Raw genomic sequence first — 24,626 nt, forward strand, 5'->3', positions numbered from 1 at the left:
CCCTTCCCCCTCTGCGGAGGAGGGTGGCCCGCGCGTGCGCGCGGGTCGGGAGAGGGGAGCGCCCTGTCCGGAGAGGTCGCCCCCGCGCCCGGTCGCTCCGCGACCCCCCTCTCCCGCCGAGGGGAGAGGGGCGTGCTACGCCGCCGCTCACGCGGCGATGAACTCGTTCCACTTGCGGACCATGTAGGTGTTCTCGTCCATCACGGCGTTCCAGCAGGCGACGCTGCCCATGCGGGTCTCGAAGGAGCCGCCGTCGCGGGTGGCGCCGGCCTTCTCCAGCACGCTGCCGTCCGGCCCCTTGATGTCCTTCTCGGCGGGCTTGCCCTCCATCCAGTAGGCCCACTCGTAGGGCTCCATATGCGCCTTGGCGGTCTCCAGCACCGCCGAGTAGTAGCCCTGGCGGTTGAGGTAGGCCCCGGCCCAACCGGAGAGGAACCAGTTGATGAAGTCGTAGGCCGCATCGAGCTTGCGGCCCGTCAGGGTCTTGGGCAGGCCGAAGCCGGTGGCCCAGGCGCGGTAGCCCTCCTTGAGGGGCTGGTAGGTGCAGGCCACGCCCTGGCTGCGGACCTTGGTGACGGCGGGCGACCACATCGACTGGATCACGGTCTCGCCCGAGGCCATCAGGTTCACGGATTCGTTGAAGTCCTGCCAGAAGGCGCGGAACTGGCCGGCGCGCTTGGCCTCGATCAGCAGCTTGATGGTGCGATCGATCTCGGCCTTCGTCATGTTGCCCTTGTCGGGATAGGTGTAGTCGCCGGTGGCCTCGATCACCATGGCGGCATCCATGATGCCGATCGAGGGGATGTTGAGGATCGAGGCCTTGCCCTTGAATTCGGGGTTCAGGAGCTCCTTCCAGCTCGCGATCGGGCGCTTGATCAGGTCGGGGCGGATGCCGAGCGTGTCGGCGTTGTAGGTGGTCGGGATCAGGGTGATCCACTCGGTGGGCGAGCCCGCGAAGTTCTTCGAGTTCTGCCCCTCGAGATAGAAGACCTTCCTGGGCGCCGTGCCCTGGTCGCCGATCTTCTTGCCGCCGACCTCGCCCTTGGTGAAGACCGGGGTGATGTTGTCGGCCTGCTTGATCCGGCGGGCATCCATGCCCTGGATGTTGCCCGACGGGATCAGCTTCTTCAGGCTGAAGAACTCGGTGTCGAGGAGGTCGAAGGAATTCGGCTGGGTCACCACGCGCTTCGTCACCTCGTCGGTGACGACGGGGATGTACTCGATGGTGATCCCCAGATCCTCCTTCACCTTGCGGGCGATGTCTCCGGACTGGTTCACGGCGGTGCCGAGGTAGCGCAGGGTCACGGGCTCGGCGGCGATCACGTTGGGAAAGCCGGTGATCGGCCCGGCGCCGAGCGCCAGTCCGGTGGCACCCGCGCCCTGGAGCAGGGTGCGGCGGCTCAGCTTGATCGTGGTCGTCATGCAGGGTCCTCTGGGGAAACGAGATCGGGTCAGGCGCTCAGGCGATGGGCGGCGTCGGCGTCCCAGCCCAGCGGTACGGTCTGGCCGAGGGCCAGGGGATGACCCGCGTAGGCGCGGTCGTCGATCACCGCCGTGAGCGCGGTGGCGGCCTCGCCGCCGAGGCCGTCCGCCTCGAAGCCCACATGCACGCTGGTGCCCTGGTACTCCACGGAGACGACGCGGGCCGGCACCGCCTCCGGGCCGGCCTGCGGGCCGAGGCGCATGCGGTCGGCACGCACCGCCACCTCGGTCGCGTCGGGCAGCCGGATGATGTTGTGGCCGCCGATGAAGCGGGCGACGAAGGCGGTGGCGGGGCGCTCGAACACGGTGCGGGGGTCCGCCGCCTGCTCGATGCGGCCTCCGTTCATCACCACCACGAGGTCGGAGAGCGCCATCGCCTCCTCCTGGCTGTGGGTGACGTGGATGAAGGTGATGCCGAGCTCGGCCTGGAGCCGCTTCAGCTCGGTCCGCATCCGCACCCGCAGGAACGGATCGAGGGCCGAGAGCGGCTCGTCGAGGAGCAGGACCTTGGGTCCGGTGACCAGCGCACGGGCGAGCGCCACGCGCTGCTGCTGGCCACCGGAGAGTTGCGCCGGCAAGCGCTCCGCCAGATGGGCCATCTGAACGAGGTCGAGCATCGCCAGCGCCTTGGCGCGGCGCTCGGCCTTCGCGATGCCCCGCATCTTCAGGCTGAAGGCGACGTTGTCGCGGCAATTGAGGTGGGGGAACAGGGCGTAGCTCTGGAACATCATCGCCGTGCCGCGCTCGGCCGGCGTGGCGTCGCCCACGGCGCGCGGGCCGATGACCACGTCGCCGGAGGACACGGTCTCGTGGCCACCGATCATCCGGAGCGTCGTGGTCTTGCCGCAGCCCGAGGGGCCGAGCAGGCAGCAATAGGCGCCCGAGCGCACCTTCAGGTCGATGCCGTCCACGGCGGTCGTGCCGCCGTAGCGCTTGGTCAGGCGGATCAGCTCGACGTCCATGATGGTCTCCCCGCCCGATCTCCAGCAAGGGGCGGGCCAGACGCCCTCCGATGCCGCCGCGCGCCGTCCGCTCTCGTGCGAGGAGAGGGCTGCGGCCGGCCGGTTCAGGGCGCGTCCACGGCCCGGTCGATCACGCGTCCGTGCCCGATCGCCCCCGTGACCCGGCCGTCCTCGGCGACGATCGTCCCCCGCGCGAGCGTCATCACCGGCCAGCCCGTCACCGCGAACCCTTCCCAGGGGGTGTAGTCCGCCCCGTGGTGGAGGTCGGCCTGCCGGATCGTCTCGCGGCGGTTGGGGTCCCACAGCGTCAGGTCGGCGTCGAAGCCGATCCCGATCGAGCCCTTTCGCGGATAGAGGCCGTAGAGCTTGGCGTGGTTGGTGGCGGTGAGCGCCACGAAGCGGTTGAGGGAGATGCGTCCCGCCGAGACGCCTTCCGAGAACAGGATGGGCAGGCGCGTCTCGATGCCCGGGATGCCGTTGGGCACCCAGCGGAAGGAGGTCCGGCCCTTCGGGTTCAGCTTGCCGGCCGGATCGTCGTAGCGGAACGGGCAATGGTCGGAGGAGACCACGTCGAACAATCCGGTCTGGATCCCGCGCCAGATCGCGGCCTGGTTGGAGGCCTCCCGCGGCGGCGGCGAGCAGACGTACTTCGCCCCCGCCATCGGATCGTCGGAGCCGAGGCCCTTCATGTGGTCGGCGGTCAGGGTCAGGTATTGCGGGCAGGTCTCGGCATGGATCTTCAGGCCGCGCTCCCGGCCCCAGGCGATCTGCTCCATGGCCTGCTCGCCGGAGACGTGGACGATGACGATCGGCAGGTCGACGAGCTCGGCGTGGCTGATCGCCCGGTGCGCCGCCTCGCGCTCGACCACCTGCGGCCGGGACAGGGCATGGCCGAAGGGGCGGGTCTCGCCGGCCTTCTCGAGCCGCTCGGTCATGTAGCGGATGGCGTCGTAGCCCTCCGCATGGACCATGACGCGCGCGCCCTCGCGGCGCGCCAGGTCGAACACGTCGAGGATCTGGCGGTCGTTCAGGACGAGGTCGTCGTAGGTCATGAACACCTTGAACGAGGTGTAGCCTTCCGCGATCAGCGCCGGCAGTTCCTGGCCGAGCACGGCCGGCGTCGGGTCCGAGACGATGAGGTGGATGGCCACGTCGATGTGGCACTGCCCCTCCGCCAGGGCGCGGTAGGCATGGGTCGCCGCGCGCAGGGAGGCGCCGCGGGGCTGGAGCGCGAAGGGCATCACGCAGGTGTTGCCGCCGGCCGCCGCCGCACGGGTCGCGGAGGCGAAGTCGTCCGCCATGACGATGCCGGGACCGGATTCCTGGGCGATGTGGACGTGGCTGTCGATGCCGCCGGGCAGGACGAGGAGGCCGGAGGCGTCGATCGTGCGCGCCGCATCCGCGATCCGCGCGCCGATCGCCGCGATGCGCCCGCCGCGGATGCCGAGATCGGCGGGAAAGGTGTCGGTGGCGGTGACCAGGGTGCCGCCCCGGATGGCGAGGTCGAAGTCGGGCATCTCTCTCAGCTCCTCACGCGGGCGATGATCGCCACCGGGCCGCCGCCATCCGGCCCCTGGTGCTCGGCGCCGCCGGAGACGAACAGGTCGGTGCGCCCGATCGCGGCGGCGGCGACCCCGCCGACGAGGGCGCGGGCGTGCCGGGTGGCGTTGATGTCGCTGTCGTCGTTCATGATGTGGCGGCGTCCGCGGATCAGCCCGTCATGGGAGGGCTCGGCCTTGGCGAGCAGGGCCACCACGCGCCCGGCGGCCTCCGGCTCCAGCTGACCGGCCGCGGGCAGGCCGAGATCGGCCAGGGCCCCCTGGATCGCGGACAAGTCGATACCGTCGCGCATGACGCGATGGGCGATGGCATGGGGGCCCGACCAGCCGCGGGCGTTGCCCAGCACGATGATCTCGTTGCGCATCAGCTCGATGCCCGCCGAGGCACTGGCGCGACCGGAATAGAGGTCCCGCCGCCCGCCGATGGCCGCATCCGAAAGGTCTTCGCCCGGCACCTCGCCCAGCGCCAGGGCGATGCCGAGCGCCGAGGCGCCGCGCGACAGGCCCATGGAGGCGTAGGTGTCGTGGGTCGCCACGCCCTGGCCGCGCTCGGCGGCCTCCTGGATGCGCGCGCTGGTGAGGAGCGGGCACTTCACCTGCACGAAGTGGACGTCCCCGGCCTCGTCGAGCCCGGCCCGGGCCATGGCCTCGGTGACCGCCGCCGCCGTCGCCCGCACCTGCGTCATGCGGCCGATCTCCTCGGGGCGGAAATCGGCGGTGAAGGCGGTGCCGACGGCGAGCGCCGTCGTGCCGGCCTCGTCGGGACTCGCGCGGCGCGCCAGCACGAGGAGGTGAGGGGAGAGGCCGCCCTCGGTGCCCCCCGACATGACCAGGGCGACCCGCGCGCCGACCGCCGCCGGCGTGCAGCCCATCGCGTCGGCGAGGGCGGTCTCCAGCGCCATCACGGCGAGCTGGCGGGTGAAGTCGTTGACGCAGCCGTTGCCCTCGGTCTTGCCGAAGATCGCCACGATCTCGTCCGCCGCGACGGTTCCGGCGGCGATGAGATCCATCACCCCCGAGACGTCGGCGGGATGCCGGGTCGGCACGCGGAAGACGAGGCATTGGGGCATGATGTGGTCGCGCCTGAGGGGAGAGGATGGGCCAAGCTAGGCCGAGCGGGCGCGGCGCGCGAGTGCTGGTTTGCGCAGGCGATGCGTCCGGCCGGCAACCGCCGGCCGAGGCTGCCCAGCGCAGCGGCAGGCTGCCGCAAACCTGAGCAATAACTCCACAAAGACCACAAAATTCAAATTCTGGACGGATGCGCGTCGCCGGCCACGATGTGTCCCGTCCGGACGATCTCCACAGGATCGTGCATTCGGACGCGAAACGGGGCCGGATGCACGCGAGCCGCGCTCGTTCCCAGGGGCGATCGGGGCTCGGAGACCGAATCCACGCATGTGGCTTCTGACGGATCCGACACACACGTTCAGAGTGCAGATCAGACTAATATTCGATACAGAGGTTGCATTACAACGCAAACGAGCATGGGATACGGCTTCCCGCATCCGCATTCCCGCGCGACCGCGGAGCCGGATCGTCGTTATCATCCGGTGAACCCGAGAACGGCCATCGCGCATGCTGACGGATCATCGCCACCAGGAAATTCTGTCCCGCCTCCATGGGACGGGCCGGGTCGGCGTTGCGGACGTGGCCTTCTTCCTCAAGGTCTCGGAAGAAACCATCCGGCGCGATCTGAAGGTGCTCGAGGCACGGGGCCTTCTCCGGCGCATCCACGGGGGCGCGGTGCCGCCGCGTCTGGACCAGGAGCGACCGCTTCAGGAGCGCGGCAAGCTGAATACCCGCGAGAAGGGACGGGTGGCGATTCTGGCCGAGGCCCTGATCCTGGACGGCATGTCGGTCTTCATCGACACCGGGACCACCACGCTGGCCCTGGCGCGGCGGCTCACCGGGCGCAACCTCACGATCACCACCAATTCGGTGGACGTGGCGCTGCATCTCGGCGGCGGTCCGGCCCGGATCAACCTGACGCCCGGGACCTTGCGCAGCAACGACAACGCGCTGGTGGGCTACGAGACCGTGGCCTATGCCCAGCGCTACTTCTTCGACCTCGCCTTCATGGGGATCGCCGCCTGCGATCTCGATCACGGCTGGATGGATTACGAGGAGCACGAGTCGGTCCTTCGGCGAACCCTGAGGGAACAGTCGCGCCGCGCCGTCCTTCTCGCCGATTCCCGCAAGTTCGGGCGCCAGGCCAATCTCTGCACCTTCGGCCTTGCCGAGAAACTGAGCATCGTCACGGACAAGCCGCCGCCGGAGGCGTTCCAGGATGCCTTCGCCCGGCATGAGATCGAGACCATCCACCCCTGATGCCGGCGCAGCGCGCCGGAGGGCGGGCTCGCTCGATCCGTCTGCTCAATCCCGCAGCGCTTCGGCGACGTCCCCTGCGCCTGCGAAGCGCGCGCATCGGAGCCTCGTGCCCGCTCGGGATAAGACCGGCCGCGACGTCCACGAGATCAAGGCACGCGTCCCGGCGGCCCGACCGGCCGCGCCTGCGGGGCCATCTGCTCCGGCACGGCATCGATACTTTTAATCCCGCGGCTCAGCAGCACGCCATCGCGAAATATACATCCAAGAACGATTTATCATAATTTAATATCATCCGCCCATGAAATCGAAAGAGCCGCACTCACGCCGGGTTTCGACGATGTACCTCCCAATCAAGACAGTCCTCATTGGCCTCTTCAGCTTCGTCGTCGCGATCTCGGCCGCGCAGGGCCTGATGACCTTCCTCAAGCTGCAGGACATCGGGACCACCACCGAAGCGCTGGTCACCAACAGCATGCCTTCGATCGATCAGGCCCATAAGATCAACCGACTGGTGCTCCGGGTCAGAACCTCGCAGCTGCGCTACCTGACCGCCCCCAACAGCACCGTCGAGCAGGCCGATCTCAAGCTTTCGCAGGAGCTGCTCGAGGAGCGCAACAAGGCGATCGACGATTACAAGCCGCTGATCAGCGGTCCTGAGGAAAGGGCAGCGTACGATAACCTGATCGCGAAGATGGCGAGCCTGAAGGCCGACTGGGGAAAGCTTCGTTCCTTGAAGGAGAGCAACAGGGACGAGGCGCTGGAATTCTTCCGTGAGGGGAACCACGCCAATTACCGGGCGGTCGCCGAGGCCGCCACCCGCTTGGTGGAGATCAACGTGGCGGGGGGCCAGGCCGCCGGCGCGATCGTTCGCCGGCAGCAGTCGGAGGCCACCCATATCTCGCTCGTCATGCTCGCCATCGGCATTGTGACGGCCGTCGGCGCGATGATCTTCTCCTTCGTCGGCGTCGCCCGTCCGATCGAGCGCATGACCCGGGCCATGCAGCACATCTCGGGCGGCGACACGGAGACGACCGTTCCGTCCATGGGCCGGCGTGACGAGCTCGGTGCGATGGCCACCGCCGTGGAAGTCTTCCGGACCAACCTGATCCGCACCCGCCAGCTCGAGGAGGAAACCGTCGCGGCGCGCGCGAGCGCCGAGGAGCAGCGCAAGATCGGCATGCGCCGGATGGCGGAAGATTTCGAGCAGGCCGTGGGCGGGATCATCGGCATGGTCTCCGCGTCGGCCACCGAACTCCAGGCGACGGCACAGACCATGACGGCGTCGGCGACCCAGACGGCTTCGCAATCCACCACGGTGGCGGCCGCGGCGGAAGAGGCGTCGGTCAACGTCAATACGGTGGCGGCCGCCGCCGAGGAACTCGGCTCGTCGGTGCAGGAGATCGGCCGCCAGGTTTCGAGCTCGGCCAATCTCGCTCAGTCCGCCGTATCGGAGGCCGACGCGACGGCCGGCCTCGTGCAGGAACTCAGCGGCGCCGTGAGCCGGATCGGCGACGTGGTGAGCCTGATCTCGACCATCGCCAGCCAGACCAACCTCCTGGCGCTCAACGCCACCATCGAGGCGGCCCGCGCCGGCGAGGCCGGCCGGGGCTTCGCCGTGGTGGCGGCGGAGGTCAAGGAACTCGCCAACCAGACGGCGCGGGCCACCGAGGAGATCTCCCAGCAGATCGGCCATATCCAGGGCGCCACCGGCCAGGCGGTCACGGCGATCGGTTCGATCACCGGACGCATCCGCGACATCAACGCCGTGGCGGCGGCGATCGCGGCCTCGGTCGAGCAGCAGGCCGCGGCGACGCAGGAGATCGTCCGCAACGTCTCGCAGGCCTCGATCGGCACCAACGAGGTGACGAACAACATCTCCGGTGTGGCGAGCGCGGCCGAGGAGACAGGAGCCGCCGCGGGCCAGGTTCTCGCCGCCGCCGGCGAACTCTCGCGCCAGTCGGAGCATCTCGGTGGCGAGGTCGACCGCTTCCTCTCGACCGTGCGGGCCGCCTGATCGGCGCCCGCTCCGGCGGGAATGCCGCGGCGGCGGGCTTCGGGTCGGCCCGGGACAGCGCGCTCCGGGACCGCTCCGCCCAAAGGCCGGCGTCCCCGCCGGTCCGCGCCCGGGTTCAGCCCGTTCCCTCGATCAGGCCACGGATGCGGGTGGCCAGCGCCTCGAGGGCGAAGGGCTTGACCAGCACCTGCATGCCGGGGGCGAGGTGTCCGTGGTTGAGGGCGGCGTTCTCGGCGTAGCCGGTGATGAACAGCACCTTCAGCCCGGGTCGCGACCCGAGCGCCGCCTCCGCCATCTGCCGTCCGTTCATGCCGCCGGGCAGGCCGACATCGGTGACGAGGAGGTCGATGCGCACGTCGGATTGCAGCACCTTGAGGCCCGAGGCGCCGTCGGCCGCCTCGATCGCGGCATAGCCGAGATCCTCCAGCACCTCGGTGACGAGCATCCGCACCGTGGGCTCGTCGTCGACCACCAGCACCGTCTCGCCGACCTTCGCCCGGGCCGCCTCCGACAGGTCCGGCACCGCCTCCGCCCCCTCCGCCTCGCCCAGATGGCGCGGCAGGTAGATGCAGACCATCGTGCCCTCGCCGGGCTCGGAGTAGATCCGCACCTGGCCGCCCGACTGCTTGGCGAAGCCGTAGATCATCGACAAGCCGAGGCCGGTGCCTTCGCCCAGCGGCTTCGTGGTGAAGAACGGATCGAAGGCCTTGGCAACGACGTCCGGCGTCATGCCCGTCCCATTGTCCGAGACGCAGAGGGAGACGTACTGGCCGGGCTCCAGGTCGCGCTCGCGGGCGCTGCGCGGGTCGATCCAGCGATTGCCGGTCTCGACCACGATGCGGCCGCCATCCGGCATGGCGTCGCGGGCGTTGATGCAGAGGTTGAGCAGGGCGTTCTCGAGCTGGCTCGGATCGACGAGGGTCGGCCACAGGCCGGCCGCGCCCACCACCTCCACCGACACCGCAGGCCCCACCGTGCGGCGCACCAGCTCCTCCATGCCCTCGACGAGGCGGTTCACGTCGGTGGGCTTCGGGGCCAGGGTCTGGCGGCGGGAGAAGGCGAGGAGACGGTGCGTCAGGGCCGCGGCCCGGCGCGCCGCCCCCTGGGCGGCGCCGATATAACGCTCCAGGTCGCCGACCCGGCCCTGGAGCATCCGGGTCTGCATCAGCTCCAGCGAGCCGACGATGCCCGCCAGCATGTTGTTGAAGTCGTGGGCGAGCCCCCCGGTGAGCTGGCCCACCGCCTCCATCTTCTGGGACTGGCGCAGGGCCTCCTCGGCCCGCATCAGCTCGGCCGTGCGCTCGGCGACGCGCTGCTCCAGCGTCTCGTTGAGGCTGCGCAGCTGCTCGGTCACGCGCTCGCGCTCCGCCTCGCCGGCGCGGCGCTCCTCCACGTCGATGAGCACGCCGGGAAAGCGCAGCGGGGTGCCGTCGGGGCCGTGGTCGACCCGCCCGTTGGCCTCGAGCCAGTAGTAGCGCCCGTCGGCACGCCGGGTCCGGTACTGGTGGGCGTAGGCGCCGCCCCGGCGGATCGCGGCCTCGATCGCCTCGGCGAGGCCGGCGCGGTCGTCCGGATGCACCGTCTCGACGACCTGGGCGAGGCTGAGGCCCTCGCGTCCGGCGGCGGGATCGAGGCCGAAGCTGCGGGCGAAGGCCTCGTCGACGCTGAAGCGGTCGGTCGGCAGGTCCCAGAGCCAGGTGCCGATGATCGCGCCGGCCGCCAGCGCGAGTTGCACCCGCTCGATGTTCTCCCGGGCCAGGGCCTCGCTGGCGCGCAGGGCGTCCTCCGCCTGCCGGCGGGCCGAGATGTCCCGGAACAGCACCGAGACCTGGCGCCGGCTCGCCGGCTCGATCCGGGCGGCGGAGACCTCGATGTGGCGATCGGCCAGCGGGAACGCCCGCTCGAACCGGATCGACGTGCCCGTGCGCAGGACGCCGCCGTAGAGTTCGAGCCAGCCCTCGGCCTCGTCCGGCGCGAGGTCGCGCAGGGTGCGCCCGACGATGTCGGGGATGCCGGTATGGCGCTCGTAGCCGGCATTGGCTTCCACGTGGACGTAGTCGCTGGAGGGTCCGTGCGGCCCATCGAAGAACTCGATGATGCAGAAGCCGTCGTCGACGGCCTCGAACAGGGCGCGGTAGCGCGCCTCGCTGGTGGCCAGGGCGTCGCGGGCGGAGCGCTGCTCGGTGACGTCGCGCGCGACGCCGGAGAACCGCAGCGGACGCCCCGCCGTGTCGCGCTCGATCTCGCCCCGGCGGGCGATCCAGCGCAGCGCGCCGGTGTCCGGGCGGCGGATGCGGTACTCCACGTCCCGCGGCGGCTCGCCCAGCCGGCGGCTCTCGGCCGTGGAGACGAGGTGCGAATCGGCCGGGACGACCAGGCGCTCGAAGGCCGAGGCCGGGTAGCTGGCGGCCTCGGGCAGGCCGTAGAGGCGGCAGAATTCCGGGGTCGGATGCAGGATGCCGTCGTCGATGCCCACGGAGAACACGCCGATGCCGCCGGCCTCCTGGGCGCGCCGCAGGCGCATCTCCGCGTTCTGCAGGGCGTCCCCGGCCCGGTGTTCCGCGGTGCGGTCGCTCACGACCTTGACGTAGCCGATATGGGTGCCGACGCTGTCCCGCAGGGGCATCATCTCGCCCGAGGCCCAGAACCGGGAGCCGTCGGCGCGCAGGTGCCAGCGCTCGTCATCGGCCCGGCCCCGCTCCAGGGCGAGGCGCATCTCGATCCCGGGCCGGTCGATCGCCCGATCCTCGGGGGTGAACAGGCGGGCGATGCTGCGGCCGCGGATGTCGGCCGCGGTCCAGCCGAAGATGCGCTCCGCCCCGGCGTTCCAATCGGACACCATTCCGTCGCGGTCCGTCCCGATGATCGCGAAGCGGGTGGTGCTGTCGAGGATCGCCTGCCGGTGCGGCACCGGGTCGGGCGCGCGCCCCTCACCCTCCGCCGCGGCGTCCGGCAACCCGGCGGCCCGGCGCGCCTCGGCCCGCAGTCGCGCGGCTTCCCGCTCCAGATCCTCGGCGCGGCGCAGGAGCGCGTCGGTCTCGGGCTGGCTCATGCCGCGACGTCCATCCTTCCGGGGTTCGATCAGGGGCAGCGGCCGGAGCGGCCCGTCTCGCCATGGGCGGTAGAGGGGCCGCCCGCCCGGGTCAAACGAAGGATGACGGTGGATCGCGACGCAGAACGGCGTCGGCCGGCCCCGCGGCGGCGGAACCGGCCCTCGATTCGAAGCTTGCGTGGCGCGCGCGTCACACGGTCGATCACGTCGGGTCGGGCGGGGCCTCGCCCTTGCCGACGAAGGGGATGCCCTCGATCGGGCATTCCTCGGTGCCGACGCTCTGGCGGGTGATGGCCCGCACGGCGTCGCGGGTGGCATCGGGGTCCTCGATCCAGCGACGGTAGAAGTCGTAGGGGCATTCCGACAGGCCGTGCCGGTTCTCCTTCGAGGCGATCATGCCGGTATAGCCGCGGTGGAGCAGCTTGAAGAGGTGGTTCTCCGACTGCCCGTGGGCGCGGGAATCGCGGATCAGGAATTTCGACAGGGCGGCGTACTGGATGCCCATCTCCTCCTCGCCGCACTCGCCCAGGGTGCGGCCGTCGAAGCCGATCACCGCCGAATGGCCGAAATAGGTGTAGACCCCGTCGAAGCCGGCGGCGTTGGCCACCGCCACGTAGGTGTTGTTGGCGAACGCCATCGCCTTCGACATCAGGATCTGCTGTTCCTTGGCCGGATACATGTAGCCCTGGCAGCGGATGATGAGCTCGGCGCCCCGCATGGCGCAGTCGCGCCAGATCTCCGGGTAGTTGCCGTCGTCGCAGATGATGAGGCTGACCTTGAGGCCCTTGGGACCGTCGGAGACGTAGGTCCGGTCGCCGGGGTACCAGCCCTCGATCGGCGTCCAGGGCATGATCTTGCGGTACTTCTGCACGATCTCGCCCTGGTCGTTCATCAGGATGAGGGTGTTGTAGGGCGCCTTGTTCGGGTGCTCCTCGTGGCGCTCGCCGGTGAGCGAGAACACGCCCCAGACCTTGGCCTTCCGGCAGGCGTCGGCGAAGATGTCGGTTTCCGGCCCCGGGATCGTGGTGGCGGTCTCGTACATCTCGGCCGCGTCGTACATGATCCCGTGGGTCGAGTATTCGGGGAAGATGACGAGGTCCATGCCGGGCAGACCGGTCTTCATGCCCACGACCATGTCGGCGATCTTCTTCGCGTTCTCCAGAACCTCCGTCCGCGTGTGCAGGCGGGGCATCTTGTAGTTCACCACCGCGACGCCGACGCTGTCGGCGCTGGACGAGATGTCTCCGTGCATCATGGCGTGATGTTCTCCCGGTTACCGGATCCGCCCCTCTCCCGTTTGCGGGAGAGGGTGCTTCTTGTCAGTGGCTGATCATCCAGGGGCGCGCGTTCGGGAAGCTCTTGGCGGCCGCGGGGCCGGACGTCGCCTTGGTCCCGCAGCATCCGCAGCCGGGGCCGTGCCCGGAGGACTTGCGGGGCGCGTGCTGGCTCCGCTCGTTCGTCGCGTGCGCCTTGCGCCGGCCCGCATCCATGGAGGCGAGGTTCGGCGCGGTGAGGAAGGCGCGGCCGCAGGACGTCCCGCAATCGGGGCAGTCGTGCGGATCGCGGAACTGCGCCATCGGGCGCAGCACGGTGAAGGGCCCGCAGGCGTCGCAAGCGTAATCGTAGACCGGCATGCTCAGAGGTCCGGCGACAGCGGCATCTGGATCGAGCCGTCGAGGAACTTGGTCGGTCCGTCGGCACCGGGATTGATGTCGAAGTCGAAGATCTTCGTCGGGATCCAGAGGGTGGCGCAGGCGTTCGGGATGTCGACGACCCCCGAGATGTGACCCTGGACCGGCGCGGTGCCGAGGATCGAGTAGGCCTGGGCGCCCGAATAGCCGAACTTCTTCAGGTACTCGATCGCGTTGAGGCAGGCCTGGCGGTAGGCCACCGTCACGTCGAGGTAGTGCTGCTTGCCGTACTCGTCGACGGAAACGCCCTCGAAGATGAGATGGTCGTCGAACTTCGGCGTGATCGGCGACGGCTTGAAGATCGGGTTCTTGATCCCGTACTTGGCCATGCCGTCCTTGATCAGGCTGACCTTGAGGTGGACCCAGCCCGCCATCTCGATCGCGCCGCAGAAGGTGATCTCGCCGTCGCCCTGGCTGAAATGCAGGTCGCCCATGGAGAGGCCCGCACCCGGCACGTAGACCGGGAAGTAGATCTTCGAGCCGCGCGACAGGTCCTTGATGTCGCAATTGCCGCCGTGCTCGCGCCCCGGCACCGTGCGGGCGCCTGTGGCCGCCGCCTTGTCGCGGCCCTCGCCCTTGAGCCGGCCCATATGGGCTGTGGGCGCGAAGGGGAGGGTGGCCAGTGCCGGCACCCGGTTGGGATCGGTGTCGAACAGCGCCTTCTCGCGGGTGTTCCAGGTCTCCAGCATCTTCGGATCGGGCAGGCAGCCGATCAGGCCGGGATGGATCAGGCCGGGGAAGCGCACGCCGGGGATGTGGCGCGACTTGGTGAACATGCCCTCGAAGTCCCAGATCGACTTCTGGGCCTGGGGGAAGTGCTCGTCGAGGAAGCCGCCGCCGTTCTTCTTGGAAAAGAAGCCGTTGAAGCCCCACTGGCTCTCGGGCTTGGCGCCGATGTCGAGGAGGTCGACCACCAGGAGGTCGCCGGGCTCGGCGCCTTCGACGCCGATCGGCCCGGAGAGGAAGTGCACGATCGACAGGTCGATGTCGCGCACGTCGTCGGCCGAATCGTTGTTCTTGATGAAGCCGCCGGTCCAGTCGTAGGTCTCGACGATGAAGTCGTCGCCGGGCTTGACCATCGCCACCATGGGGATGTCGGGGTGCCAGCGATTGTGCACCATGTCGTTGTCGTAGGCCGATTGGGTCAGATCGACCTTGATCAGGGTCTCGGGCATGTTTCGCGCTCCTCTGGTGGGTGGGCAGCCGCTTGCGTCGCGTGTCCGGCGCTGTCCGGCCGCTCTCGTGAAAGCCTCAAGTGCCGCGCGTGCAGGAACGCGCTCTCCGCCCCCGTGCGGGGAGGAGCCGGAGGTGGGGGCGGTGCAGGATCGAGCGGTGCGTTGCCTCCTGCGCCGCCCCCACCCCCAACCCCTCCCCGCGAGGGGGAGGGGATAAGCGCCCCGCCTCAGACGGAGAGGAAGCGGGCGACCTGGGCCTCGTCGATGTCGGCGCGCAGGCTCTCGTGGACGATCGACCCGTTCTCGATCACCAGCACCCGGTCGGCGACGTCGAGGGCGAAGCTGAGCACCTGCTCGGAGACCACGATGGAGAGGCCGCGGTCGTCGCGGATCTTCTTCAGGGTGCGGCCCATCTCGCGGATGATCGAGGGCTGGATGCCCTCGGTGGGCTCGTCGAGGAGGAGGACCTTGGGCCGGCTCGCCAGCGCCCGGGCGATGGCGAGTTGCTGCTGCTGGCCACCCGAGAGGTTGCCGCCGCGCCGGCCCTTCATCTCCAGCAGGACCGGGAACATCGTGTAGAGCTCCTGCGGCACCCGGCGCTCGTCGGTCACGGTCAGCCCGGTCTCGATGTTCTCCTGAACGGTCATGGCGGAGAAGATCATCCGGCCCTGCGGCACGTAGGCGAGACCCTTGGCCACGCGCTGATGGCTCTTCAGGCCCTCGACCGCCTCGCCGTCGACCCGGATCGTGCCGGACTTGACGGGCACGATGCCCATCAGGGTCTTCATCAGCGTGGTCTTGCCCATGCCGTTGCGGCCCATCACGGCGACGATCTCGCCGGGGGCGACCGCGATGTCGAGCCCGTGCAGCACCTCGCTCTGGCCGTAGGCCGCATGCAGGTCGCTGATCGCCAGCATCGGCTGGACGCCGCCCTGGATCAGGGGGGCGGGAGAGGGAGCCTGAGACGAGGCGGGCGTGGTCTGCAGCATGGCGCCGTTTCCTCTCAGTGGCCGAGATAGACTTCGATGACCTTCGGGTCGTTCTTGACCCGCTCCATCGACCCCTCCGACAGGACCTTGCCCTGGTGGAGCACGGTGACCCGGTGGGCGATGTCCTCGACGAACTTCATGTCGTGCTCGATCACCAGCACCGAGCGGCCCTTGATGATCTGGTTGAGGAGCTCGGCGGTCTTGACGCGCTCGCCGACGCTCATGCCGGCCACCGGCTCGTCGAGCATGAGCAGCTCCGGATCCTGGATCAGCAGCATGCCGATCTCGAGCCACTGCTTCTGGCCGTGGCTGAGGAACTCGGCTCGCTCCAGGAGCTGGTCCTTGAGGAAGATCATGCTGGCGACCTCCTCGATGCGGTCGCGGACCTCGGCGTCCCGCTTGAAGGTGAGCGCCCCGAAGACCGAGCGGCCGCGCGGGAAGGAGATCTCCAGGTTCTCGAACACCGTCAGGTCGTCGTAGATCGACGGGGTCTGGAACTTGCGGCCGACGCCGGCCTGGACGATGGCGCTCTCGGAGAGCTTGGTCAGCTCCTGGCCCTTGTACTTGATCGAGCCGGCGCTGGCCTTGGTGCGCCCGCAGATGAGATCGAGCACCGTGGTCTTGCCGGCGCCGTTGGGGCCGATGATCACCCGGATCTCGTTGGGGTCGACGTAGAACGAGACGTCGTTGACCGCCTTGAAGCCGTCGAAGGAGACGGTGAGGGATTCCACCGCCAGGAGGAAGTTCTTCTCGGCCGGATCGGCGCCGATGATGTGCGAGGGCAGGAGAGCGGCGTTCATCGGGGATCCTACTCGGCCGGGGTGCCGTGGGGCAGGGCGACGGCGGGGGCGGGCTCCAGGGCCTTCACGCGCCGGGTCAGGCGGGGCTCCACGTAGGTGCGGTAGATGCCCGCGAGACCGTTCGGGAAGGCCAGCACCACGGCGATGAACAGGGCGCCGAGGCCGAACAGCCAGAGCTCGGGGAAGCTCTCCGAGAAGCTGGTCTTGGCCCAATTGACCAGGAGGGTGCCCCAGACGGCGCCGAACAGGGACAGGCGCCCGCCGACGGCGGCGTAGATGACCATCTCGATCGAGGGCACGATGCCCACGAAGGAGGGCGACATGAACCCGACTTGGAGGGTGAACATCGCGCCCCCGATGGCGGCGAACACGGCCGCAAGGCAGAACGCGAAGGTCTTGAAGCTCGCCACCTGGTAGCCGGAGAACCGGACCCGGTCCTCCTTGTCGCGCATGGCCACGAGGATGCGCCCGAGCTTCGACTTCTTCACGGCCTGCGCGAACAGGATGCAGGCGACGAGCAGGCCCGCATTGACGAAGTAGAGGATGCTGTGGGCGCTGTCGGTGCGGATGTCCCAGCCGTGCAGGGTGCGCAGGTCGGTGATGCCGTTGATGCCGCCGGTATAGCCCTGCTGGCCGACGATCAGGATCGTCAGGATGGCGGCGATGGCCTGGGTGATGATGGCGAAGTAGGTGCCGCCGACGCGGCGGCGGAACATCGCCGTGCCGATGACGAAGGCGAAGAAGGCCGGCACCACGATGACCGCCAGGAGGGTGAAGGGCAGGCTCTGGAACGGCTTCCAGAACCAGGGCAGGGCGGTGATCTGGTTCCAGTCCATGAAGTCCGGGATGCCCGGCGTCGACTGGATCTTGGTGTTCTCGACGCTGGAGGCCTCGAGCTTCAGGTACATGGCCATCAGGTAGCCGCCGAGGCCGAAGAACACGCCCTGGCCGAGGGACAGGATGCCGCCGAAGCCCCAGCAGATGACGAGGCCCAGCGCCACGAAGGAGTAGGTCAGGTACTTGCCGACGAGGTTGAGGCGGAAGGCGTCGAGCAGCAGCGGCAGCACGACGAAGATCATCGCGACGAGGAGCGCGAGGCTCACCCATTCCATGGGCTTCATGAACGGGTTGTCGTTGACGACGGGCGTGGAGGTTTGGGAGCGGGTCATGTTCAGGCTCCTCAGCGCCGGACCTTGAGGGTGAAGAGGCCCTGGGGCCGCAGCATCAGGATGCCGACCACCGCCAGCAGCGTGATCACCTTCGCGGTGGAGCCCGAGAGGAAGAATTCGAGGGTCGACTGCGTCTGCGAGATCGAGAAGGCCGAGGCGATGGTGCCGAGCAGCGAGGCGGCGCCGCCGAAGACCACGATCAGGAAGGTGTCGACGATGTAGAGCTGCCCCGAAGTCGGCCCCGTGGAGCCCACCATGGTGAAGGCCGAACCCGCGATGCCCGCGATGCCGCAGCCGAGGCCGAAGGTGAGGCGGTCGACCTTCTCGGTGTCGATGCCGACGGCGCCGGCCATCGGGCGGTTCTGCACCACGGCGCGGACCTGGGCGCCGAAGCGCGAGCGGTACATCAGGATCGCGACGCCGAGGGTGATCAGGGTGGTGACGGCCATGACGAACATGCCGTTGATCGGGATCTCGATGGTGTCGGTGACCTGCACGGAGCCGATCAGCCAGGACGGCAGCTCCACGCCGACCTCGCGGGCGCCGAAGATCGAGCGGTAGGCCTGCTGCAGGATCAGCGAGAGGCCCCAGGTGGCCAGCAGCGTGTCGAGCGGGCGCTTGTAGAGGTGGCGGATCAGCGCCCATTCCACCAGCATGCCCAGGGCGCCCGAGGCCAGGAAGGCCAGCGCCATCGCCACGAAGAAGTAGGCCGGGAACAGGGCGGGCAGGTGGGTCTGGAAGAAGCCCGAGCAGAGATAGGTCATGTAGGCGCCGAGGATCATGAACTCCCCGTGGGCCATGTTGATCACCCCCATCTGGCCGAAGATGATCGCCAGCCCGAGGGCCATCAGGACGTAGACCGAGAACAGGATCAGCCCGGCGAAGCCCTGCATCACGAAGATCGAGCTGAGATCCCCGAGCGAATAATCACCGAACATGGGTTCGTTCTCCGAAGGATGCCGCGCGGGTCGTGCAAGCATCGGGCCGATCCCGGCCGCAGACTTTCCCCTCCCCCTTGCGGGGAGGGGCCAGGGGTGGGGGTGGCTGGGCGACCCTCCCGCTTCGGAGGCTGGCGCCGCCGCCCCCACCTCCAACTCCTCCCCGCAAGGGGGAGGAGGGCGCGTCGCGATGGTCGTCGCGCGAGCCTACTGGTAGCCCTTGGGGAAGGGGTTCGGCTCGATCAGGTCGGGGCTCTCGTAGACCACCTCGAACTGGCCGGTCGGCAGCGCCTTGGCGACGCGGGTCTTCGACCAGAGGTGATGGTTCGGGTGGATCTTGACGTAGCCTTCCGGGGCTTCCTTGAACTCGATGCCCGGCGAGGCGGCGACCACCTTGTCGACGTCGAAGGAGCCGGCCTTCTCGCAGGCCATCTTCCACAGGAAGGGGCCGAGATAGGCGGCCTGGGTCACGTCGCCGATGACGGTCTTCTCGCCCCACATTTTGTGGAAGGCGGCGACGAACTTCTCGTTGTTCGGGTTCTTCAGGGACTGGAAGTACTTCATGCAGGAATAGGCGCCGGCGATGTTGTCGCCGCCGATGCCGTCGACCTCGTCCTCGGTGACCGAGATCGTCAGCAGGGTCTGCTTCGAGAGGTCGATGCCGGCTGCCTTGAGCTGCTTGTAGAACGCCACGTTCGAGCCGCCGACGACGTCGGTGAAGATCACGTCGGGCTTGGTGAGCTTGAGCTTGTTGATCACCGAGTTGAACTGCGTGTGGCCGAGCGGGAAATATTCCTCTCCGACGACCTTGGTCTTGAGCACGTTCTCGATGTGCTTGCGGGCGATCTTGTTCGAGGTCCGCGGCCAGATGTAGTCCGAGCCGATGAAGAAGAACGTCTTGGCCTTTTTCTCCTTCGTGACCCAGTTCAGCGATTCGAGGATCTGCTGCGTGGCCTCCTGGCCGGTGTAGAAGACGTTCTTGGACTGCTCCAGGCCCTCGTAGAAGGTCGGGTAGTACAGGAGGCCGTTGTACTGCTCGAACACCGGCAGCGCGGCCTTGCGCGAGGCGGAGGTCCAGCAGCCCATCACGGCCGCGCAATGGTCGTTGACGAGAAGCTTCTTGGCCTTCTCGGCGAAGGTCGGCCAGTCGGAGGCGCCGTCCTCCTGGATGACCTTGATCTTGCGGCCGAGCACGCCGCCCATCTCGTTGATCTGCGAGATCGCGAGCTTCTCGGCCTGGATCGAACCGGTCTCGGAGATCGCCATCGTGCCGGTGGCCGAATGCAGGATCCCCACCGTGACCTCGGTGTCGGTCACCGCGAGGCCGGTGGTGTTCACCGCCGAGGTCGGCGGTGCCGCCGCGAAGCTCATGCGCGGCATCAAGGCGATCGCCGGAGCGCCGGCCAGACCCATGAGAAGCCTGCGCCGCAGCGCCGATTGCAGGCCGTTGCCCTTGTCCTCTGCCATCGTGCCCAAAACCCCTGATCCTCGTCGCACGGCCGGTCGGATGGCCGTGGATCGATGACGCAAAGGCTAGGCCGCGTCGTGCCGTGCGGCCTATACGCTGTTTTGCGTATGTCGGTGCCCGGCGCACTGGCCCATGCTGGCGAACTGCCCGCGAGTCCCGGGCCCGAACGCTCCGGGCCCGATCGCCGCGCCGCCCGCCGGGCCGCGGCGCGCTTCGCCACGGCACCGCGATCGACGGGGCACGGTCCTTGCTAAGCTGGGGACGACGGAGCGCCGCGGTCCTGGACGCGCCGGGATGCCGCGCCAGACCCCGCGCCGCATGATACCGTCCGCGCCACACGATGACCGAACACCAGCGTATCCTGCCGATCCGGCGCGACTACAACCGCCTCGTGGCCGACGAGACGCTGGAAGACTATGCGCTCCGCTTCACCGCCAAGAAGGCGCGGCGCTGGTCGGGCTTCCGGGTCGCCCAGACCGCCCTGGGCTCGCTCTCGTTCCTGGCGCTCGAGGCGATCGGCGGCACCCTGGTGCTCACCGTCGGCTTCACCAACACCCTGGCGGCCCTCCTCGTGGTGAGCGCGATCATCTTCGCCACCGCGACGCCGATCAGCCTCTACGCCGCCCGCTACGGCGTCGACATCGACCTCCTCACCCGGGGGGCCGGCTTCGGCTATATCGGCTCGACGGTGACCTCGCTGATCTACGCGAGCTTCACCTTCCTGTTCCTCGCCATCGAGGCGGCGATCATGGCGCTGGCCCTCGAGCTCTGCTTCGGGCTGCCGCCGAGCCTCGGCTACCTCGTCAGCGCGCTCGCGGTGATCCCGCTGGTGATCTACGGCATCGCGATGATCAGCCGCTTCCAGCTCTGGACGCAGCCGGTCTGGATCGTCCTCAACCTGCTACCCCTGGCCTGCATCGCCTGGGCCGGGGACGCGCCGGTCTCGGCCTGGCTCGGGCATCCGGGGGCGGACGGCATCGGCGGGTTCGACTGGCCCCGCTTCGGCCTCGCCTCCGGCATCCTCCTGGCGCTGCTGGCCCAGGTCGGCGAGCAGGTCGACTTCCTGCGCTTCGTGCCCGTGCGCGAGCCCGGCCGTGCCGGGCGCTGGTGGGCGGCGGTGCTGGGCGCCGGCGGCGGCTGGATCCTGCCCGGGATGCTCAAGATCCTGCTCGGCTCGTTCCTGGCCGTGCTCGCCCTCGCGCACGGCGTGCCCGCCGAGCATGCCGGGGAGCCGACGCGGATGTACGCCGTCGCCTTCGGCTACGTGATGCCCTCGGGGTTCGGCGCCGTCGCCCTGATGACGGTGTTCGTCGTGGTCTCGCAGCTCAAGATCAACGTCACCAACGCCTATGCGGGCTCCATCGCCTGGTCGAACTTCTTCTCGCGCCTGACCCACAGCCATCCGGGTCGCGTGGTCTGGCTCGTCTTCAACGTCGCCATCGCGCTCCTGCTGATGGAGCTCGGCATCGACAAGACCATCGTCAGCACCCTGTCGCTCTACGCCGTGGTGGTCTCGGCCTGGGTCGGGGCGCTGGCGGCGGATCTGGCCATCAACAAACCCTTCGGCCTGTCGCCGCCCGGCATCGAGTTCAAGCGCGCCCACCTCTACGCGATCAACCCCGTCGGCACCGGCGCCATGGCGCTGGCGATCCTGACCGGGTTCGCGGCGCATGCGGGCTGGCTCGGCGGGCTCGCCGTGCCCTTCGCGCCGATGCTGGCGCTGGCGGTGGCCTGTCTCGGCGCCCCCGCCATCGCCCTGGCCACGGGCGGGCGCTACTACCTCGCCCGCACCCCGCGGACGGACTGGCAGGGGGCGAGCGAGATCACCTGCCGGGTCTGCGAGCACCCGTTCGAGCCGGAGGACATGGCCCAGTGCCCCGCCTATGCCGGGCCGATCTGCTCGCTCTGCTGTTCTCTGGACGCCCGCTGCGGCGATCTCTGCAAGCCGCACGGGCGCCTGGAGGCCCAGGCGCAGGACCTGCTCGCGCGCGTCGCCCCGGCCCGCACCGCCGCCTGGATCGGCGCGCCGCTGGGCCGCTACCTCGCCCTCATGCTCACCCTGGTGGCGGCGATCGGGCTGATCCTCGGCATCGTGCACGCGGGGGCGAGCGCCGAGCATCCCGAGCACCGTGAGGTGCTGGGCGCGGCGCTGACCAGCGTGTTCCTGATCCTCATCGTCATCCTGGGCATCGTCGCCTGGCTGTTCGTGCTGGCCCAGGAGAGCCGCCGGGTCGCCCTGGAGGAGACCGCCCGGCAGACCGGCCTCTACCAGGCCGAGATCGAGGCTCATAAGGTCACGGACGCCAAGCTGCAGCAGGCCAAGGAGATCGCGGAGGCCGCCAACCTCGCCAAGAGCCGATACGTGGTCGGCATCAGCCATGAATTGCGCACCCCGCTGAACGCGGTGCTCGGCTACGCGCAACTGCTGGAGGGCGATCCCTCCATCCCGGCCCCGCGCCAGAACGGAATCCGGGTGATCCGGCGCTCGGCCCAGCACCTCTCCGGCCTGATCGACGGCCTCCTCGACATCTCCCGGATGGAGGCCGGGCGCCTCCAGATCCACCGCAACGAGGTCCGGCTCGCCGACTTCCTAGACCAGATCGTCGACATGATCCGCCTCCAGGCGCAGGGCGCCGCCCTGGCGTTCCGCTTCACCCGGCCCGAGACCCTGCCGGCGGTGGTCGCCACCGACGAGAAGCGCCTGCGCCAGATCCTGCTCAACCTCCTCTCGAACGCGATCAAGTTCACGCCCAGTGGGACGGTGACCCTGGACCTGACCTATCGCAGCCAGATCGCGGTGTTCACGATCAGCGACACCGGCCTCGGCATCCGCCCGGACGATCTGGAGCGCATCTTCGAGCCGTTCGAGCGCGGCTCGCTCGCCGCGGCCCGGTCGACCCCCGGCACCGGCCTCGGCCTCACCATCGCGCACCTGCTGGCCCAGGTGATGGGCGGCGAGATCACGGTGGAGAGCGAGGTCGGGCGCGGCACGCGCTTCCGCGTCCGCCTGATGCTCGCCTCGGTCGCGCGCCCGAAGCCCGTGCTGGCGCAGGCCAGCGCCCCGGCCCGGAGCTATACGGGCGCGCGGCGCACCATCCTGGTCGCCGACGACGATGCCGCCCATCGCGGCCTGATGCGCGACATCCTCGAGCCCCTCGGCCTCGTGGTGCTGGAGGCCGGCGACGGCCCGGCCTGCCTGGCGCTGGCCGCGACGCGCCCGCCGGACCTGTTCCTCCTCGACATCGCCATGCCGGGCATGAGCGGCTGGGTGCTGGCGAAGGCCCTGCGGGAGGCCGGCCACACCGCCCGCATCGCCATGATGTCGGCCAACGTGCACGAGATCAGCCCGTCGCGCGGCAGCGACGCCCCCCACGACGCGATCATCGCCAAGCCCTTCGACCTGCGCGACTTCCTCGAATGCGTCACCGGCCTCCTCGGGCTCGACTGGACGGCGGAGGCCCCGGCGCCGCCGACCTCCGGATCCGGCTCGCCCGCACTCGATTCGCCGGACCCGCGCCCAGAGCACCTCGCCGACCTCCTGCGCCTCGTGCGCATCGGCCACGTCCGTGGGATCGAGGCGAAGCTCGCCGAGATGGCGGACGGCCCCGCGGCGCCGACGGCCTTCATCGCCCAGATGCGGGACCTCACCGCGGCCTTCGACCTGCGCCGCGCCCGGGCGGTGATCGAGGAATTGCTGGAGCCGGCCGCCAATGGCTGAGGCGCAGCGCGACACCGTGCTCGTGGTCGACGATTCCCCCGAGACCCTGAGTTTCCTCACCGAGGCGATCGAGCGCTCGGGCGCCACCGTCCTGGTGGCGGTGGCCGGCGACCTCGCCCTGGCCCTGGTCGACGAGATCACCCCGGACGTGATCCTGCTCGACGCGATGATGCCGGGCATGGACGGTTTCGAGACCTGCCGCCGCCTGAAGGCCAAGGGCCACCTCGCCCATGTCCCCGTCATCTTCATGACCGGGCTGTCGGAGACCGAGCACATCGTGAAGGGCCTGGAGGCGGGAGGCGTCGACTACGTCACGAAGCCGATCGCGCCGGACGAGATCCTGGCCCGCATCCGGGTCCACCTCGCGGGCGCCCGTGCGGCCCAGAGCGCCCGGGCCGCCCTCGACACCACCGGCCGTACCCTGTTCGCGGTGGACCGCCACGGCGCCGTCCTGTGGGGCACGCCCCAGGCCGCCCGCCTGCTCGGCGGTTTCACCGAGCCCGGCGCCCCGTTGACCCTGCCGCCGCAGGGCGCCGCCTGGCTGCGGACCTGCCTGACCGGCACCGGTGCGCCGACCCTGACGCTCGCCGACCGCGCCGGCACGGCCTATGCCCTGAGCTTCATCGGCGGCACCGGCGACGAGATCCTGCTGCGCCTGTCGCGGGACGGCACGGAGGCGGGGCTGGAGCGCCTGCGCCAGCGCCTGCGCGTCACCGGCCGCGAGGCGGAGGTGCTGCTCTGGCTCTCGCGCGGCAAGTCGAGCCGCGACATCGGCGAGATCCTGGGGCTGAGCCCCCGCACGGTGACGAAGCACCTGGAGGGCATCTACGAGAAACTCGGCGTCGAGAACCGCACCGCCGCGTCCGTCATCGCCGCACGCCACCTGCAGGACATCGATTGAGGCGGCGCCCGGGCCAAGCATCGATCCGCCCGCCATCGGATCAAGGTTCGGCGTGAGACACCCTCTCGACCGGGCGCGGCCCCCGCACCGACCCGGAGGCGGGCGCGGAAAAATCCCGCCCGCTCCCTCGCTTTGGGGATGCGGCACCCGATCTATCCCGACAGGTCACGGTTGGGAGCTTCGCGATGAACTGGATGACGTGGTTGGTCGGCCGCTGCGTGGATCTCACCGAGCGCGTCGTGCCCGGCTTCGACCGGCGCGAAGCCGGACGGGCCGGGACGTCGCCGGCCCTGCGCGGCCGGGTTCGGGGCTCGGCCTCCGAACCCTCGGTGATACAGCCCGGGGCCGCGCACCGGCCGGATTGAAGGGGCGCTTCACGC

At 69.5% G+C, this 24,626-nt stretch carries 18 protein-coding genes; 5 read left to right on the forward strand and 13 right to left on the reverse strand.

Going from position 1 to position 24,626, the window contains the following annotated elements; translation table 11 throughout:
* Positions 1–147 precede the first annotated feature (147 nt).
* The 4 genes from ASF49_RS05085 to ASF49_RS05100 all read right to left on the reverse strand — a co-directional run bounded on the left by ASF49_RS05085 (position 148) and on the right by ASF49_RS05100 (position 5,073).
* Positions 148–1,422, reverse strand: a complete 1,275-nt coding sequence (locus tag ASF49_RS05085; protein WP_056468799.1) for an ABC transporter substrate-binding protein — start codon at positions 1,420–1,422, stop codon at positions 148–150.
* Between the two features lie 29 nt (positions 1,423–1,451).
* The gene (locus ASF49_RS05090) at positions 1,452–2,444 is read right to left on the reverse strand and encodes an ABC transporter ATP-binding protein (RefSeq protein ID WP_056468801.1); all 993 of its coding nucleotides are present in this window, start codon (positions 2,442–2,444) and stop codon (positions 1,452–1,454) included.
* A 104-nt stretch (positions 2,445–2,548) separates the two neighbouring features.
* Positions 2,549–3,961 (reverse strand): dihydropyrimidinase, encoded by a 1,413-nt coding sequence (hydA, locus tag ASF49_RS05095; RefSeq protein ID WP_056468804.1) that lies wholly within the window; start codon positions 3,959–3,961, stop codon positions 2,549–2,551.
* 5 nt (positions 3,962–3,966) lie between these two features.
* Complete coding sequence (locus ASF49_RS05100; RefSeq protein WP_056468807.1) at positions 3,967–5,073, reverse strand: ring-opening amidohydrolase; 1,107 nt, start codon at positions 5,071–5,073, stop codon at positions 3,967–3,969.
* Positions 5,074–5,578: 505 nt separating this feature from the next.
* Between ASF49_RS05100 and ASF49_RS05105 the strand changes: the two genes are divergently transcribed.
* Both ASF49_RS05105 and ASF49_RS05110 read left to right on the forward strand, forming a co-directional pair.
* The gene (locus tag ASF49_RS05105) at positions 5,579–6,331 is read left to right on the forward strand and encodes a DeoR/GlpR family DNA-binding transcription regulator (protein ID WP_056468811.1); all 753 of its coding nucleotides are present in this window, start codon (positions 5,579–5,581) and stop codon (positions 6,329–6,331) included.
* A 337-nt stretch (positions 6,332–6,668) separates the two neighbouring features.
* Complete coding sequence (locus ASF49_RS05110; RefSeq protein WP_056468814.1) at positions 6,669–8,345, forward strand: methyl-accepting chemotaxis protein; 1,677 nt, start codon at positions 6,669–6,671, stop codon at positions 8,343–8,345.
* Positions 8,346–8,460: 115 nt separating this feature from the next.
* Here ASF49_RS05110 and ASF49_RS05115 read toward each other — a convergent pair whose 3' ends face one another.
* The 9 genes from ASF49_RS05115 to urtA form a co-directional block, all read right to left on the reverse strand.
* On the reverse strand, positions 8,461–11,397 hold the full coding sequence (locus ASF49_RS05115; RefSeq protein ID WP_082510884.1) for a PAS domain-containing hybrid sensor histidine kinase/response regulator: 2,937 nt from the start codon (positions 11,395–11,397) through the stop codon (positions 8,461–8,463).
* A 202-nt stretch (positions 11,398–11,599) separates the two neighbouring features.
* Positions 11,600–12,652, reverse strand: a complete 1,053-nt coding sequence (locus tag ASF49_RS05120) for an aliphatic amidase (RefSeq protein ID WP_056468816.1) — start codon at positions 12,650–12,652, stop codon at positions 11,600–11,602.
* A gap of 64 nt (positions 12,653–12,716) precedes the next feature.
* Entirely contained in the window at positions 12,717–13,031 is a 315-nt protein-coding gene (locus ASF49_RS05125; RefSeq protein ID WP_056468819.1) for an FmdB family zinc ribbon protein, read from the reverse strand.
* 2 nt (positions 13,032–13,033) lie between these two features.
* Entirely contained in the window at positions 13,034–14,263 is a 1,230-nt protein-coding gene (gene fmdA, locus ASF49_RS05130; RefSeq protein WP_056221485.1) for a formamidase, read from the reverse strand.
* A gap of 227 nt (positions 14,264–14,490) precedes the next feature.
* Positions 14,491–15,252 (reverse strand): urea ABC transporter ATP-binding subunit UrtE, encoded by a 762-nt coding sequence (gene urtE / locus ASF49_RS05135; protein ID WP_056468822.1) that lies wholly within the window; start codon positions 15,250–15,252, stop codon positions 14,491–14,493.
* Between the two features lie 14 nt (positions 15,253–15,266).
* Entirely contained in the window at positions 15,267–16,052 is a 786-nt protein-coding gene (gene urtD / locus ASF49_RS05140) for an urea ABC transporter ATP-binding protein UrtD (RefSeq protein WP_056468825.1), read from the reverse strand.
* An 8-nt stretch (positions 16,053–16,060) separates the two neighbouring features.
* Positions 16,061–17,173 (reverse strand): urea ABC transporter permease subunit UrtC, encoded by a 1,113-nt coding sequence (urtC, locus tag ASF49_RS05145; RefSeq protein ID WP_243214478.1) that lies wholly within the window; start codon positions 17,171–17,173, stop codon positions 16,061–16,063.
* 59 nt (positions 17,174–17,232) lie between these two features.
* Positions 17,233–18,159, reverse strand: coding sequence for an urea ABC transporter permease subunit UrtB (urtB, locus tag ASF49_RS05150; RefSeq protein ID WP_056468831.1), 927 nt, complete (start codon positions 18,157–18,159; stop codon positions 17,233–17,235).
* Between the two features lie 207 nt (positions 18,160–18,366).
* Positions 18,367–19,626: an urea ABC transporter substrate-binding protein gene (gene urtA, locus ASF49_RS05155; protein ID WP_056468834.1), complete on the reverse strand. Its 1,260-nt coding sequence runs from the start codon at positions 19,624–19,626 to the stop codon at positions 18,367–18,369.
* Between the two features lie 341 nt (positions 19,627–19,967).
* Here urtA and ASF49_RS05160 point away from each other — a divergent pair, with 341 nt between their 5' ends.
* The 3 genes from ASF49_RS05160 to ASF49_RS05170 all read left to right on the forward strand — a co-directional run bounded on the left by ASF49_RS05160 (position 19,968) and on the right by ASF49_RS05170 (position 24,611).
* Positions 19,968–23,345, forward strand: coding sequence for a hybrid sensor histidine kinase/response regulator (locus tag ASF49_RS05160; RefSeq protein WP_056468837.1), 3,378 nt, complete (start codon positions 19,968–19,970; stop codon positions 23,343–23,345).
* Positions 23,338–24,246, forward strand: a complete 909-nt coding sequence (locus ASF49_RS05165; RefSeq protein WP_056468840.1) for a response regulator transcription factor — start codon at positions 23,338–23,340, stop codon at positions 24,244–24,246. Before ASF49_RS05160 ends, ASF49_RS05165 begins: the two co-directional genes overlap by 8 nt.
* A gap of 194 nt (positions 24,247–24,440) precedes the next feature.
* On the forward strand, positions 24,441–24,611 hold the full coding sequence (locus ASF49_RS05170; protein WP_156652865.1) for a hypothetical protein: 171 nt from the start codon (positions 24,441–24,443) through the stop codon (positions 24,609–24,611).
* Positions 24,612–24,626: the final 15 nt, after the last annotated feature.

Origin of the sequence: Methylobacterium sp. Leaf104 (assembly GCF_001422885.1) — a bacterium.
Classification (GTDB): Bacteria; Pseudomonadota; Alphaproteobacteria; order Rhizobiales; family Beijerinckiaceae; genus Methylobacterium.